The following is a 14,501-nucleotide window of genomic DNA, read 5'->3' as shown; positions in this document are numbered from 1 at the left end:
CTAATTATTTACGTTCTTGCATTAAGTCGATGAAATGGTCAAATAACGGTGCCGCATCGTGAGGACCTGGGCTTGCTTCTGGGTGACCTTGGAAGCTAAATGCAGGCTTATCTGTGCGGTGAATACCTTGTAATGTGCCGTCGAATAATGAAACGTGCGTTGCACGTAAATTTTCAGGAAGTGTGTTTTGATCCGCTGCGAAACCGTGGTTTTGCGCTGTGATCATAACCACATTTCGGTCTAAATCTTTAACCGGGTGGTTACCACCGTGGTGACCAAATTTCATTTTTACTGTTTCTGCACCAGAGGCAAGTGCAAGTAATTGGTGACCTAAACAAATACCAAAAATTGGTGTATCTGTTTCAAGGAAGGTCTTAATAGCGTCAATCGCATAAGTACATGGCGCCGGATCACCAGGGCCATTTGATAGGAAGATACCATCAGGATTTAACGCCAGTACATCTGCTGCAGGAGTTTCAGCAGGTACTACAGTTAATTTACAACCGCGGTCTACTAACATACGTAAAATGTTACGTTTCACACCGAAGTCATAAGCAACTACGTGGAATTTTGCATCTTCATCGCTCAGAGTCTTAAACCCTTCGCCTAACGTCCAACTTGTTTCATTCCATGTGTACTGCTCTTTTGTACACACTACTTTCGCAAGGTCCATACCTTTAAGGCCTGGGAATGCTTTCGCCGCTTCAAGCGCTTTAGCTTCGTCAACTTCACCTGCAATAATACAACCGTTTTGCGCACCTTTGTCACGTAAAATACGTGTTAGTTTACGCGTATCGATATCAGCAATACCTAAGATATTGCGAGATTTTAAATACTCATCAAGTGAAAGTTCATTACGGAAGTTGCTCGCAAGCAGTGGAAGGTCACGAATTACTAAGCCTTTCGCCCAGATTTTATTCGCTTCTTCATCTTCGCTGTTGGTACCTGTATTACCGATGTGCGGGTAAGTTAAAGTAACGATTTGTTCAGCATAAGATGGATCAGTTAAAATTTCTTGATATCCAGTCATTGAAGTATTAAAAACTACTTCACCAACTGAGATACCCTCAGCACCAATGGCAGTACCGCGAAATACCGTGCCGTCTTCTAGGACTAACAAAGCGGATTTAGACAAGTTGACCTCCTAACAGTAAAAAACGGGCGAAATTTGCGTAAATTTCAACCCGTTCAATCGATCTAACACCCTAGAGAAAGCGTTAGATTATAAAATTTTGGCAAATTCCAAGTATTTTAGATGAATTCTCAAAAAAGGTCTAATAAAAAATAAGAAAAAATTAAAAATAACGCTTTTAACAGAAAATTTACTTTAAACAGCCAAAAAATTCAGTTTTCTACCTAAAACCTAGCACATCTTGCATAGTATAAAGTCCAACCGGTTTATTATGTAACCACGCCGCAGCCCTTACAGCACCTTTAGCAAAGGTCATTCTTGAACTTGCTTTATGGGTAAGTTCGAGTCTTTCGCCCTCAGCTGCGAAATAAGCCGTATGTTCACCAACTATATCGCCGCCGCGCATCACTGAATAACCGATTTCTTTTTGACTTTTGGCCTGCTCATCTTTTGAGCGGTCAAAAACCGCGACTTCATCATGCTGCCAGCCTTTTGCTTCTGCAATTGCTTCACCAATCATTAATGCTGTGCCAGAAGGCGCATCAATTTTATGTTTGTGGTGCAGCTCAAAAATCTCGATATCAATGTCATCTGCTAACGTCTGGGCTGCAGTTTTAACAAGATTTTCGAGCAAGTTTATTCCCACCGAGTAATTGCGCGAGAAAACAATGGGGATTTCTTTTGCAGCCATTTCAAGTTCTGCCATATCAGCCGCAGTTAACCCTGTGGTACCAATCACCATGGGGATTTTATGTGCCACTGCATAAGCTAAATGCTTTTTCATGCCTACAGGTAATGTGAAATCAATAATGACATCAGGCCTATCTTCAAGGGTATTTTCGTTTGAAAATAGTACTGGCGTATCACCCAAATTAATAAAGTGTTTTACAGCTTGACCTAGTAATTCGTTATTTTCACGCACTAGAGCGCACACTAATTCTGTTGTTTCGCTATTTATACTGGCTTCACAAAGTGCACGACCCATTCGGCCATTAGCACCATACACAGCGATTTTTGTCATACTATTCTCTACTTATTTTTAAATTTTAACGCGTTATACCAGACACTTTTGTAAGGTCAGTTAGAGTTTGTTGTAAATAACCCTTTAAAGAAAGCCGACCTTAGCATTTTTTCACGCTAATTTTTATCCGTTTGGCGATTATAGCAAGTTCAGTTTGACAAAACATCTAGACATCTATACATTCGCACATCCATTTTTATTCATGCCATTTTTTACGAAATTTGCTTAAAACTTGCGCTCAAGTGCAAAACGTGGAACTAATAGTGATGAATAAGAAGAAGAAATTTCAGTTTCGTGCTTTTAAGCACGCAACCTACAAAGTTTCCGTTTGAGGTTTATATGGATACTCATATCAATAAAACAGCGGCAAAATTATCATTGCTGCCATTATTAACATTTGTTGGTTTATTTTTAGGTGCAGGTCTTTATTTGCAATCGCAAGGTGTTGACTACGCGTTTTATCAATTGCCAGCGCCTGTAGCTATTTTACCAGCGATTCTGTTGGCGTTTCTATTAAACAAGAAGTCCATTAACGAATCGGTAGAGACCTTTATTAAAGGTGCGGGTCACAGCAATATCATCACTATGTGCTTGATCTATTTATTAGCTGGTGCATTTTCGACTGTTGCAGGAGCAACAGGTGGTGTTGATGCTGTTGTAAATGCAGGCCTTGACCTTGTGCCACCCGCATTTTTACTGCCAGGCTTATTTTTAATTTCAGCTGTAGTATCAACCGCGATGGGTACTTCAATGGGTACAATTGGTGCCATTGGCCCTATTGCGTATGCTCTTTCTGTTAAAACAGGCCTTGATCCAGCACTTGTAGCCGGTACAGTTGTGTCGGGTGCAATGTTTGGTGATAACTTATCAATTATTTCAGACACCACCATTGCTGCAACGCGCACGCAAGGCTGTGAAATGAAAGATAAGTTTCGTGAAAACTTAAAAATCGCATTACCAGCTGCAGCATTAACCGTATTACTTTTGGCATTTTTAACGCCAGAACCAGAAATTATCGATGTTAAAGATTACGACTTACTCTTGGTACTGCCTTATGCCTTTATTCTCGTGCTTGCGGTCGCTGGTTTTAACGTATTTGTGGTGCTCTTTAGCGGTATTGTATTTGCGGGGTTAATGGGCTTTACCGGTGACTATCAAGGTGGTCAATTTGTGAAAGACATTTATGAAGGCTTTAAAGGCATGCAAGAAATATTCTTGTTATCAATGTTTATTGGCGGCCTTTCTGAGTTTATTCGCCTTAATGGTGGCCTTGATTATATTGCGCATAAAATCCAAAAAGGCACCAAGGTAATTGCTAAATGGAATCGTAAAGTAGCAGACCAATTTGGTATTGCTGCGTTAGTACTTACTTCTAATTTATGTATTGCCAATAATACCGTTTCGATTATTGTTGCAGGCCCAATTGCGAAAAAGCTCGCTGAAGATGGCAACATTCCAGCAAAACGTTCAGCAAGCTTATTGGATATCTTTGCTTGTGTGATGCAAGGCAGTTTGCCATACGGTGCACAAGCGTTATTACTTGGCGCGACTTTCCATATTACCCCTTGGGATGTGGCTACAAGCTCATATTACTGCTTTATTTTAGCGTTCGTCGCATTGGCAATTATCGCATTTTATAAATCAAAAGATGCTTAATATTGTTTAAAAACGATTCCGTGTTTGGCGCTCAATTGGGCGCCTTTTTTATTGACAAAATTGTGTTAAACTCAAAATTAGATTCAAAGTAACTCGCTTATTTAGAAGGATTTTTATCATGCGTGTGCTACTTGTTTTATCTTCTATTTTATTAATAAGCTGCTCTTCTGCTTCTTTTAATATTTCAACAAATGCTGATCAAGCCATATTATCATCAATGGCTCGTAGTGCCGCTTCAAATCATGTACTTGATTTAACTTATCAGAAATTGCATCAATATAACTTTGTCGCTTTAGGTGTGATTGAATCTACTGGCTGTGCTAGTGAATACAATAATTTTATGCCTACTGAATCGCAAATGCGTGGAAAGCTTGCCATAGAAACAGCGCAAAATGGTGGCAATGCCATGGTTTTCAATTACTGCCACTCGAACACAAGCAACAGTAATTGTAAAAAAGCAAAGGTGTGCAAAGCTGAAATTTTTCGTATTGACCAGTAATTGATGTTACTGAATCTAATACCTAGGCAGTGATAGAAATATACCTAGCACCCGTATTTTACATCTTTTACAACATTAAATTTATACAACACATACGCCTTTAAAAACCTGCGTACTCATTCAATAAAAGACAACATATTTTGAATCTGTGCAAATACTGCTTGCATATTATTGTTACATTATAACATAATGCAAATGTTACTTTATAACATTACAAGGATTGGATATGATTCGTAAAGCGCTTGCCAGTGCAGTATTAATTTCTCTATTAAGCGCCTGTGGTTCTGATAACCATACAGTGATAAATAAGACGCCAGAAGTTGATACTCCCTCTGAGCCTCATCAACCGCTTGAGTTGCCTGAAGGTCGTCTTGCTTATAGTTCACCTAACTCAAATGAAATTCATATTTTTGACTTAGCGACAAAGCAGGTAATCAATAGTTTCCCACTAACAAATACACCATCGGCTCTTTATACAAGTCCCAATGGCCGTTATGTTGTTGCTATTCAAAGAAATGAAAGTCTTGTTGAATTTATTGATGGTGGTGTTTACCTTGAAGAACACGATGATCATCATGACCTTCATGAAGACGCACCAACAACCAGCACTTTTGAATTATTAGACGTAAAACCAACCCATTACGTCCCAGTTGGCGAACAAGCACTGGTATTTTTTGATGGCGATAAAGACGCGTCAGCCGATGCAGGCTTTGCCATTATTTCAGATGAAAGTATTAGCGAGACACGCATTATTGCTGAACATCATTATGAAACGTATCAACACGGTACAGGCCAAATTCGTGATAATTTTGTACTAGCCACCATTCGCGATGTAAATAGTGAGACTTCTTTACCTGAGTCTATTGGTTTATTTGAAGTTCATGGCGATCACTTTCATCAAGAGCAAACCTTTGAACATATGTGCCCCGATTTACACGGCAGCTTCCAAACCGAAGACTACATTGCCTTTGCTTGTAGTGATGGCGTTGTAAAAATTAAACAAGAGGGTGAGTTGTTTACTTCAAGCAAGATTGCTAACCCAGCGACTATGCCTCAAGGCGTTAGAATTGGTAAATTTATCGGCAGTAAAGAGAGCAATACAATTTTGGGATTGTCTCGCGGTGTCGTATTTTCGGTTAATTTAACTAATGATGAAATAAAACCATTTCAGTGGCAAGCAGAGGGTATTACCAATTATATGGCCTATGCTACAAGCGGAAATAGTGAAGCAATTTTAGTGTTAGATGAAGATGGTTTTCTCAATGTATTTGAACAAGAAAGCCAGTGGCAACTAGCTCATCGATTCCAAATAATTAGCAACCCTGATTTAGAGAAACAAGCGAAATTAATCGCAAACAAAGCACATAATCTTATGTATTTAGTTTACGACAATGCCATTTCGCAAATCGATTTAGACGCTCAAACAGTCACTGAAATTATGTCTGTTAGTGAAGGCATTAATCAACTGACTTGGGTAGGTGCATTTGAAGAAGAGCACGACCATTAACTCTTTTTAAAACTCACTTTGGTTTCCCATTAAAGTGAACTTCATGCCGGCAACGCTACATTGCCGGCATTTTTTTAGCGATTGAAAAACTGAAATTCCTATTAAGGTTTAGTTTTATAAAAAATTGACTCTCTGACGAATAATACCGAACCCAAGTAGAAGCATTATCAAATAAGAAAATGTTCCCCCGCTACTTTCGCTTGTTTTTTCTTTTACAGGCTCACTTGGCGACGTGTTAGTTGTTGTGCTGAAATTAGCAGTCAGCTCAATACTTGTGCCTTTTAAAACACCACATTCAACGTAACTTTCAGCTGCATGATAAAAGAAGTTATTTGTATTGAATTGCCCAGTTGCAATATCTTGATAGCCATCATTATTAAAATCGTTTACAGATACTGCTGTTAAACCGTCTTCACCCTTACCAATTTCAATAGCATTGCTATAGCTTCCGTTTAAGTTGTATATAATACGTAAACTATATGGCCCGTAGTGTGCTGTAACTATGTCCATATCGCCATCATCATCGACATCTGCAAACCCAACACCGTATGGCGCATCACTCTCATCAACTACAATGCCTGAAAACCCATTTGACGCGCGATATAAAGATACGTCGCCGGTGTCGATTTCTGTAGAAACGATTGTCAAACCATGCACTTCATCAATATAACTATCTAATGTAACAGCCGCTTTATTTGCTATAACCTGTTTCTTTTTATATCCATCGGCTGATTTTTCGTAAATCGCAATTTCTTGATTTTGAATGGAGTTAACTAGTTTAAATAAATCACCAGATCTATCAGCCGAAAAGCTCGAGATAATCAACTCAGCAGAACCATCATGATTTAAGTCAACTGCACTAATGGCATAAGGAATAGTATTTGATATTTTAATAATCTCCGATTCAACTAATTGTCCCGCACCATCATTGTTATAAACACGAAGCTGTTTAGCACCATACTCCGCTACTAATAAGTCCAAAAAGCCATCGTCATTCATATCATAGCTTGCCATAGCTGAGGGATAATTTAATGAAGAAATTAGGCTACTCGAATTAAATGTGCCATTCCCTTGGTTTTGATACTTAATAATTTGACCTCTAAAAAGGCTAATACCTAACAAGTCACTGTCGCCATCATTATCTAGATCGAGCGTTGCAAGGGTTTTAGCACCGCCGGCCGCTCGACCAATCGATGAACGTTCAGTGCTTGTTTTAACACCTTGACCATAGTCACATTGCTGACCACTCCAATGCGAGAAATTGCCTCCCGAGTTCGCATTTGGAGAAAGCATTACACTATTATTTTCGGTACTTATAGTGCAGGTATCGGTACACGTTTCATCACCATATTTAACATTACCAGTGCCCTTAACTTCTAACGTTATTTGGTTTGCAAAAGTACTGAAAGGCAAATTAACTAACATGGCAATTGCACAGATTCTTTTGTTCATTTTATTCTCCTAAAGATATAACTTTATTAAAAATGCCTGCACCGTCTAATCAATTGCAATTGTGAAGTTATCTCGATACTATTTAAAAGTTATCTTATTTATTTTCAGAAGGTTACAGTGAGAAATTTTTATATAGGGAAGTTTAAAATTGAACCTGGAAAGAATAAGGTAAGTTTACCTAAAGCCGAATTTCGTCTAGAACCTCGAGTGATGGCTATATTATGTTACTTGGTCGAACACCAAGGCCAGGTGCTCAGTAAAGATAAAGTATTAACGGCACTTTGGCCTAATCAAACCCTTGAACCAGAGCTTGTAACAAAAGCTGTTTTCGAAATTAGAAAGATACTTAACGATAACCCTAAATCGCCTCAGTTTATCGAAACGATCCCACGCAAGGGTTATGTATTTATTGGCAAAGTAGAATCAAATACGCACAAACTGAAATTATCACCTCTTTTGCTAGTAAGTATTTTTATCTGTGCATTGATTATGATGTTTCTTCACCAAAATGCGCAGCAAAATGAGGTTGAGTTAGTTAACTTAACGACAAAAAAGACCATACGACACATTAGCGATGGGGAAATCGGTTCGATAAGCGTAAATAACCGTAACCAACTTTTGTTTACTCACAAAACACACGCTTTATCTAAACTTTACCTGCACGATAATAAAACACTTAATAACACCTTACTTGAAACACAATCACCTAAAATAAAAGACATATTTTCAGCAAGTAGCAGCGATTATATTATTAACTGTGATGACGTTTGTTCTGTTGTTAAACGCAGCAAGAGTAGTGTCATTCCTCTAATAACGCTAAACGAGAGAATTGTTAAACTAAGCGTTTCCCCAAATGAAAATTGGCTGGCAATACAAACCACTAAACACAATAGACACAATGTTGTGTTAATTTCATTGCAAGAAAAAGATCCCAAATCTTTCTACCTACCTCATGACGGCAGTGAAAAACACCCGATATTTGCCAACAATGAGAGCCTGTATTACATATCACAAACTGCTGACAGAAAGACTTATTTAGCCAGCTATAATATCGTTTCAGGTAAAACAACAACGAAGCCATTACCGATTGATAGAGTTGGCAGTTTATCTCTTTATAGTGGTTCAAAGTTTGTTATCTCTGGACGGTATAATGGGCAGTATGCGTTATGGCTATTGGCGTTAGAACCCTTGTCATTGTCTGTTTTAGATAACATTGATCCGCAGCAGAAAGTCACTGGAGTAGCAGTCGACACCAAAAGCAAAACTATTCATTATGCCATTCAAAATCGCCCCATCACGATTCAAAGTAAAGGCGAATTATCAATTAAAATTGATCACCCAAGCCTCAATCTTGATGGTTTATACCTTGCTAATACGAATCACCTTATTTTTAGCTCAAATCGTTCAGGCAGCTACGAAGTTTGGTTAGAGTCAGATGGTCAACAATCAAAACTAACTGATATAAGTGCAAGCTATATTCATACGATTAAAGTTGATAACACTGAAAACCTGATTGCGTTTAGTTATACTAAAGACAAAACCAAACATATTGCGATTTACTCTTTATTAAACAAGACAATAATGTCAGATATTACAATAAAGAACGATAGCTATTTACTCAATTTTGATCACACATCTACGCATTTATTTATCAGTCAACGAGCAACTCAAAATTATGATTTAGTGAGTTTAAATATTAAAAACAAAACACTATCTAAACTCGCTCTAAACGCAGGAATTACTGCGCAAAGTGACCAAAATGGGGTTTATTTTTATTCATTTAACAAGCACGCTTTGGTGTATCAAACTCACTTGGGCGAAACTATTACCCTTTTTGATTTCTCAAATGAAGCGCTAAATATCAGAGCAAATAGTATAAAACTTATAGCAAACGGATTTTTTTATTTAAGTAAAATTGATACTAACCAAGTGATTAGTTTTTACGACTTTGATTTAAAAAAATCAAAGCCTCTTTTTATGCTCAGCCATAGTCAGTTTGTTACGGACTTTGGGTTTATTGATTCAAACCCCTATATCATTTTTGATGAAGATAAAGACGTAACGAGTCAAATAATCAGCCTCGAGGTGATTAATTAACCCAAACGCGATAGCGTACTAAGAATTTAATCAATCTGAAGGGTATCGTAAATAGTTAGTTAGCCGGCAAGAAAATTGCCGGCAGTTCAGTTTAAAAGCATCAATATTTAGCGCTTTTTACTCTCTATTTTAGCATTTTCAACAAATACTTGGCTAAGCTGGAAAAGTGTTTCTGCGGTGCCTTCTAACCCTTTGCGACTGTTAAACTCCAACTTACTGTGAAAGTTATGACCGCCCGTGAATATATCAGGACTTGGTAATCCCATAAATGATAAGCTTGAGCCATCTGTTCCCCATCTTGCCGCAGTTTGTTTAGGTATTATGCCAGCGCGTACGGTTGCTTGCATTGCATAATCAACTAAATAGGGATGTTGTTTTATCACCTCATACATATTTTGATAGTTATCAAGTATTTGTACTTTTATCTCTGTATTTGGGAAGTCCTTTTGAGTTTTTGACGCTAAATCGTGAATGAGCTCTGATTTTTTATCCAAATCAGTCAATTTAAAGTCCCTTAGCAATATTTCAATTTCGGCACTACTTACAGCTAAATTTGCTTTTTCTAGGTGAATAAAACCTGTCCGTCCATCTGTTTCTTCTGCCCTTTGAGATACTGGTAAACGGGTAATAAAACTTGCGGCAGCGTATCCCGCATTGATCATCGCTCCTTTTGCCTTTCCGGTATGAGCATTTTGACCAATAAATTCAATTTTTACCTCGCGCGCATGCCATGTTTCATTTGTAATATTACCTAAGGCACCGCCGTCTACTGTATACGCAACATCTGCAGGGAAATTAGCCACATCAAATTTCTCGATACCCATACTGGTTTCTTCATCGGGAGTAAATGCAATTGCGATATCACCATGAACTATTTCAGGGGTTTTCTGTAATCTGGCAACCAAATCCATAATGGCAGCTATTCCAGCTTTATCATCAGAGCCCAAGAGCGTTGTGCCATCAGCGGTGATGATGTCATCACCAATCAGTGTATTTAGCACTGGATTTGCTGCAACACGGATCACTTGCTTTGGATCTGCCGGCAATACAATATCACCTCCTTGGTAATTACGATGCACAATTGGTTTAACGTTATTTCCAGAAATACCTGGTGATGTATCTAAATGTGCTATTAAGCCAAACGGTTGAATATTTAAGCCTTCAGCTTTGCTATTTGCAGGTAATAAAGCATAAACAAAACCAAATTCGCTCATTCGAACATCTTTCACACCTAATTCGCGTAATTCTTGTGTTAACTGTTTTGCAAACTCAATTTGATTGGCAGAGGTAGGCACTGTAGTGCTCGTGTCATCAGATTGCGTATTAATTTGAACATAACGAATAAAGCGTGCCATTACAGATTCATCAGCAGTTGACGCTGCAAACAATAATTGGCAATTAAATGCTAAAAGCATTAAAAGTAAAGCTGAATACTTCATAAAAACCTCAATATTTAAGCACATACTGATGCATTGTTTATTGCACCTGAAGCATTGATTAAGCCAAATAAATCCTTCGGATTTGACAGGGATGGAACAAGCTCTACACGCTCACCAATCTCAAATTGAGTTGCTAAATCATAGAGGTATCGTAATGTTGAGAAATCCTCCAAAGCAAAACCAACTGAATCAAAGATAGTTATTTGTTGTAAATTGTCACGTCCTTTAATTTTTCCAGCAATCACCTGCCAAATTGCATTTACAGGATGCTCAGGTGGTAATTGTTGGATATCACCTTCAACACGAGTTTGCGGTTCATGTTCTACAAATATCTTGCCCAATGTTAACAGCTCAGCACTTATTTCTGTTTTTCCAGGACAATCGCCTCCCACCCCATTAATATGAACACCTGGTGAGACCATATCTGCAGTCAGAATCGTGGCAAAATTTTTATCCGCAGTTACCGTTGTAATAATATCTGCGTCTTGGCAACAATGCTCAGCGTTCTTACAACGTATTACAGTAAGTTTTGGATATTGCTTTAGATGTAGCTCTAACTTATCCATTGCTTTTGAATCAATGTCAAAAATACGTAGCGTGTTGACACCCATTAAGCAATGAAATGCTATCGCTTGAAATTCACTTTGAGCACCACTGCCAATCATCGCCATCACATCGACTTTTGGTTTCGCTAATGCTTTTGCCGCCATAACAGACGTAACCGCGGTTCGAATGGCTGTTGCCAATGTTAATTCACTCAATAATAAAGGGTAACCGCTAGCTACATCAGCGAAAGCGCCAAAAGCCATTACAGTGGAATAACCATTTTTTGGATTATTGGGATGCCCATTAACGTATTTGAATGAATACTGTTGTTGATCTGCTATTGGCATTAACTCAATAACGCCTTCAGAACTATGTGCAGCAGTTCTTGCTGACTTATCAAATTGTTCCCATTTCTTAAAATCACTTTGCATATAGTCAAGTAACTGTTGCATAAAGTTAGGCAACCCAACTTTGCTAATTAAATTAGTTAAGGTATTAACATCTATAAATAAAGTCATAGTCCACTCAAGTTTTTAATTAAAGTATGTTGTAACTTTAGCGAGTAGCATTGCCAATAGATAGCCAATAAACTGTACAATTTGAGCGATATACTATACATATTGTTTTATACCAATTTTCTTTTTGTAAGTTCTTAGTTATGGACACAAAATTTGATGAGAAAGATAAACAGCTTATCTCTTTACTTAGACAAAACGCTCGTACCCCTGTAGTCACTCTTGCTAAAGCGTTAAATGTCTCTCGTGCGACGGTGCAAAATCGGCTAGATCGCCTAGAACAACACGGCATTATTTTAGGGTATACCGTAAAATTAAAGCCTGAAATTGAGCTTGACCCAATTAGGTTATTGATGAATATTTCACTAGAAGCAAAAGACGAACCCCAAGTGATTAAAAAGCTTCATGCTTACCCACAAGTTATCGTTATTCATCATACGAGCGGGCATTGGGATCTGATTGCGGAAATTCGAACCGATACCTTGTCTTCTCTTAACAAGTTGTTAGGTGAAATCCGTTTAATTCACGGAATTATAAAAACAGAAACTAACCTGTTATTAGACAGCACCTTTTAATAAGGGCTAAGTTTCGCCGATAGCAATATGCAACCTGAGCTGATTTAGAATTTAGAATTTAGAATTTAGAATTTAGAATTTAGAATTTAGAATTTAGAATTTAGAATTTAGAATTTAGAATTTAGAATTTAGAATTTAGAATTTAGAATTTAGAAAGAATCATGCTCTTAAACTGCTTAAAAGAAAAAGCACTTTTTAAACCACCCTTTGCCAATTTTTACACTATACGCTTCAAGAGTTCTTTGACAAAGGGTGATTTGGCTTTGCCGTAATCATCTTGTACGGTTATACCTTCTGCCAGTACTTTGCGTTTTTGCGCTTCGTAAGCTGCTCTGTCATCTGGGTTATTTAGCATATGCTCTTTGTAAGTAACTTGCTTTTTATGCTCTTCACTCTCTTTTTCAATCACATGCATATGCACATTAAACACTTCATTGTTGTATAAAACGGCTATATCTTTTCGTGGTCGAGTAGCTGGGAAGGGGTTTTCGCTATGTTGGTCAACAAAGCCAAAGTTTTTAAGATAAGCGACGGCATCTTGCAAATGGCCAGCTTGATATAAAATCGAAATATCAATAATGCCTTTGCCTGCCACTTTAAAAGATGAAGAGCCAAAATGAAGAAAATCAAATCGTTCGTCCGCAAGTTCAGCTATTACTGCCTCGGCAACATCCAAAAACACTGCTCGCCAAGGGTTAAAGCTTGCAGGTACTAAACTGTAGTTACAAAACGATATCATTTGAAAGCCAATCAATAGTTTTGCTAAATAGTAACTGTTTGTTTAGCCAAATTAAATCTGAATTAGTTTATTGTGAAATAATTTGTACCAAAGCAACAAACGGTATTGCGAATCATTATCGTTTGATGTAAAGTTGCCATCACTAAGTACATAGCTTATTCGCTAGATACTTAATAAATAACAATAAACGTGCGCTTTTTATGATGGCAATTAAACGCCCATAGTTTCAGCCAACTTAAAAAGTTAAACGGGTTCCCCTGGTATGTTAGTAATGTTTGACCAATTTTGGTCATTTTCCCTACTAAGTTAACACGCTTAAGGGCACGAAAGTGCCCTGTTTTTCTAGCTGATTAAGTTATTGTTGATTAACTGATGGCGAAATTTTCGCGGTGTGCAGCCTTTAATCGCCAAAAATCGTCGATTAAAGTTAGACACATTATTAAAACCACATTGATCACTTATAACCGAAATCGGTGACGTGCTAGTGACAAGCAGTTTGCATGCTTTACCAATACGTAAGCGATTAATAAACTCGGTTAGCGTTGTTTCAGTGCGTTGTTTAAAATACCGATGAAAATGGTTTGTCGACATATGGGCAAGCTCGGCAAGCTGATCGGCATATAAGCTTTCTGTGTAATGCGCATAAATAAATTCAATAACCTGATTTAACTTTCCATTGTCTTTTTCCATTTGTTTGCCAAATGCAAACATCGGGGAAGATAATGTTTGTTGTTCACAATCTTGTTGCATCACACTCAGTAGTTCTAACAAAAAAATTAAACGCTGAGTTACACTGGCATTTTCCATTTGTTCAAACAGTGTTTTAGCACTCGATGCACATGCCTCAGAAAACTTAATGCCTTTTAAAGAGCGCGCTAATAGCGACATCATACCTTGTAGTTCTTTATGATCTCGCACTAACTTATCTAGCCATTTTACTGGTATTTGTGCCACATACACAATTTGCTCGGTTCCGTCTTTATTGCTTTCAGACTGCCATGTATGTGGAAGATTCGGCCCAACAAATACCAAATCTAAATCGCCGTATTCTTCAATATGATCACCAATATGGCGCATACCTTTGCTGTTTAAGGTTAAGCAAATTTCATATTCAGGGTGATAATGCCAACTAAATGGCAAGTATGGCATTAAGTATTTATGATATCGCCATGACGCATCTGTTGGGGTTATGACTTTTTCACAAAAAGCACGCATCTTTGTTTACTATTCCCGACAAGTTATTAAAAGACATTTCAACAGAATCCACGCCTATGATTGATACGATTCAACTTAGTTTTGATATTTTCCTATTGTAAAAAGAGT

12 protein-coding genes are annotated in these 14,501 nt (G+C 37.7%); 5 read left to right on the top strand and 7 right to left on the bottom strand.

Going from position 1 to position 14,501, the window contains the following annotated elements:
* Positions 1–4 precede the first annotated feature (4 nt).
* Together carA and dapB are read right to left on the bottom strand one after the other, a co-directional pair.
* The gene (carA, locus tag AAEU29_RS10035; RefSeq protein ID WP_421973192.1) at positions 5–1,135 is read right to left on the bottom strand and encodes a glutamine-hydrolyzing carbamoyl-phosphate synthase small subunit; all 1,131 of its coding nucleotides are present in this window, start codon (positions 1,133–1,135) and stop codon (positions 5–7) included.
* A gap of 217 nt (positions 1,136–1,352) precedes the next feature.
* On the bottom strand, positions 1,353–2,153 hold the full coding sequence (gene dapB, locus AAEU29_RS10030) for a 4-hydroxy-tetrahydrodipicolinate reductase (RefSeq protein WP_421973191.1): 801 nt from the start codon (positions 2,151–2,153) through the stop codon (positions 1,353–1,355).
* 339 nt (positions 2,154–2,492) lie between these two features.
* On the opposite strand from dapB, the gene AAEU29_RS10025 reads away from it, so the two are divergent.
* The 3 genes from AAEU29_RS10025 to AAEU29_RS10015 all read left to right on the top strand — a co-directional run bounded on the left by AAEU29_RS10025 (position 2,493) and on the right by AAEU29_RS10015 (position 5,815).
* Complete coding sequence (locus tag AAEU29_RS10025) at positions 2,493–3,809, top strand: Na+/H+ antiporter NhaC family protein (protein WP_421973190.1); 1,317 nt, start codon at positions 2,493–2,495, stop codon at positions 3,807–3,809.
* A 118-nt stretch (positions 3,810–3,927) separates the two neighbouring features.
* Positions 3,928–4,308: a hypothetical protein gene (locus tag AAEU29_RS10020; RefSeq protein ID WP_421973189.1), complete on the top strand. Its 381-nt coding sequence runs from the start codon at positions 3,928–3,930 to the stop codon at positions 4,306–4,308.
* Positions 4,309–4,534: 226 nt separating this feature from the next.
* Positions 4,535–5,815 (top strand): hypothetical protein, encoded by a 1,281-nt coding sequence (locus tag AAEU29_RS10015; RefSeq protein ID WP_421973188.1) that lies wholly within the window; start codon positions 4,535–4,537, stop codon positions 5,813–5,815.
* Positions 5,816–5,929: 114 nt separating this feature from the next.
* Here AAEU29_RS10015 and AAEU29_RS10010 read toward each other — a convergent pair whose 3' ends face one another.
* A complete protein-coding gene (locus tag AAEU29_RS10010) occupies positions 5,930–7,267 on the bottom strand; it encodes an FG-GAP repeat domain-containing protein (protein ID WP_421973187.1) in 1,338 nt (445 codons plus the stop codon).
* Between the two features lie 117 nt (positions 7,268–7,384).
* Here AAEU29_RS10010 and AAEU29_RS10005 point away from each other — a divergent pair, with 117 nt between their 5' ends.
* On the top strand, positions 7,385–9,364 hold the full coding sequence (locus AAEU29_RS10005; RefSeq protein WP_421973186.1) for a winged helix-turn-helix domain-containing protein: 1,980 nt from the start codon (positions 7,385–7,387) through the stop codon (positions 9,362–9,364).
* 107 nt (positions 9,365–9,471) lie between these two features.
* On the opposite strand, the gene pepT is transcribed toward AAEU29_RS10005, so the two are convergent.
* Together pepT and ocd are read right to left on the bottom strand one after the other, a co-directional pair.
* A complete protein-coding gene (gene pepT, locus AAEU29_RS10000) occupies positions 9,472–10,803 on the bottom strand; it encodes a peptidase T (RefSeq protein WP_421973185.1) in 1,332 nt (443 codons plus the stop codon).
* A 14-nt stretch (positions 10,804–10,817) separates the two neighbouring features.
* Positions 10,818–11,867: an ornithine cyclodeaminase gene (gene ocd / locus AAEU29_RS09995; RefSeq protein WP_421973184.1), complete on the bottom strand. Its 1,050-nt coding sequence runs from the start codon at positions 11,865–11,867 to the stop codon at positions 10,818–10,820.
* A 140-nt stretch (positions 11,868–12,007) separates the two neighbouring features.
* On the opposite strand from ocd, the gene AAEU29_RS09990 reads away from it, so the two are divergent.
* Complete coding sequence (locus tag AAEU29_RS09990; protein ID WP_372768274.1) at positions 12,008–12,439, top strand: Lrp/AsnC family transcriptional regulator; 432 nt, start codon at positions 12,008–12,010, stop codon at positions 12,437–12,439.
* 217 nt (positions 12,440–12,656) lie between these two features.
* On the opposite strand, the gene AAEU29_RS09985 is transcribed toward AAEU29_RS09990, so the two are convergent.
* Together AAEU29_RS09985 and AAEU29_RS09980 are read right to left on the bottom strand one after the other, a co-directional pair.
* Positions 12,657–13,178, bottom strand: coding sequence for a GrpB family protein (locus AAEU29_RS09985; protein WP_421973183.1), 522 nt, complete (start codon positions 13,176–13,178; stop codon positions 12,657–12,659).
* Positions 13,179–13,520: 342 nt separating this feature from the next.
* Entirely contained in the window at positions 13,521–14,393 is an 873-nt protein-coding gene (locus AAEU29_RS09980) for an AraC family transcriptional regulator (protein ID WP_421973182.1), read from the bottom strand.
* Positions 14,394–14,501 lie beyond the last annotated feature (108 nt).

This window comes from Pseudoalteromonas aquimarina, from assembly GCF_049257255.1.
Lineage (GTDB): Bacteria > Pseudomonadota > Gammaproteobacteria > Enterobacterales > Alteromonadaceae > Pseudoalteromonas.
The sequence above is the reverse complement of the archived record's forward strand: the minus strand, read 5'-3'. Positions and strand labels throughout refer to the sequence as shown.

Coding starts and splice junctions, on each gene's coding strand:
- AAEU29_RS09990 (WP_372768274.1), top strand. CDS start 12,008: ATGGACACAAAATTTGATGAGAAAGATAAACAGCTTATCTCTTTACTT.
- dapB (WP_421973191.1), bottom strand. CDS start 2,153: ATGACAAAAATCGCTGTGTATGGTGCTAATGGCCGAATGGGTCGTGCA.
- AAEU29_RS10015 (WP_421973188.1), top strand. CDS start 4,535: ATGATTCGTAAAGCGCTTGCCAGTGCAGTATTAATTTCTCTATTAAGC.
- AAEU29_RS10020 (WP_421973189.1), top strand. CDS start 3,928: ATGCGTGTGCTACTTGTTTTATCTTCTATTTTATTAATAAGCTGCTCT.
- AAEU29_RS10010 (WP_421973187.1), bottom strand. CDS start 7,267: ATGAACAAAAGAATCTGTGCAATTGCCATGTTAGTTAATTTGCCTTTC.
- pepT (WP_421973185.1), bottom strand. CDS start 10,803: ATGAAGTATTCAGCTTTACTTTTAATGCTTTTAGCATTTAATTGCCAA.
- AAEU29_RS10025 (WP_421973190.1), top strand. CDS start 2,493: ATGGATACTCATATCAATAAAACAGCGGCAAAATTATCATTGCTGCCA.
- ocd (WP_421973184.1), bottom strand. CDS start 11,867: ATGACTTTATTTATAGATGTTAATACCTTAACTAATTTAATTAGCAAA.
- AAEU29_RS09985 (WP_421973183.1), bottom strand. CDS start 13,178: ATGATATCGTTTTGTAACTACAGTTTAGTACCTGCAAGCTTTAACCCT.
- AAEU29_RS09980 (WP_421973182.1), bottom strand. CDS start 14,393: ATGCGTGCTTTTTGTGAAAAAGTCATAACCCCAACAGATGCGTCATGG.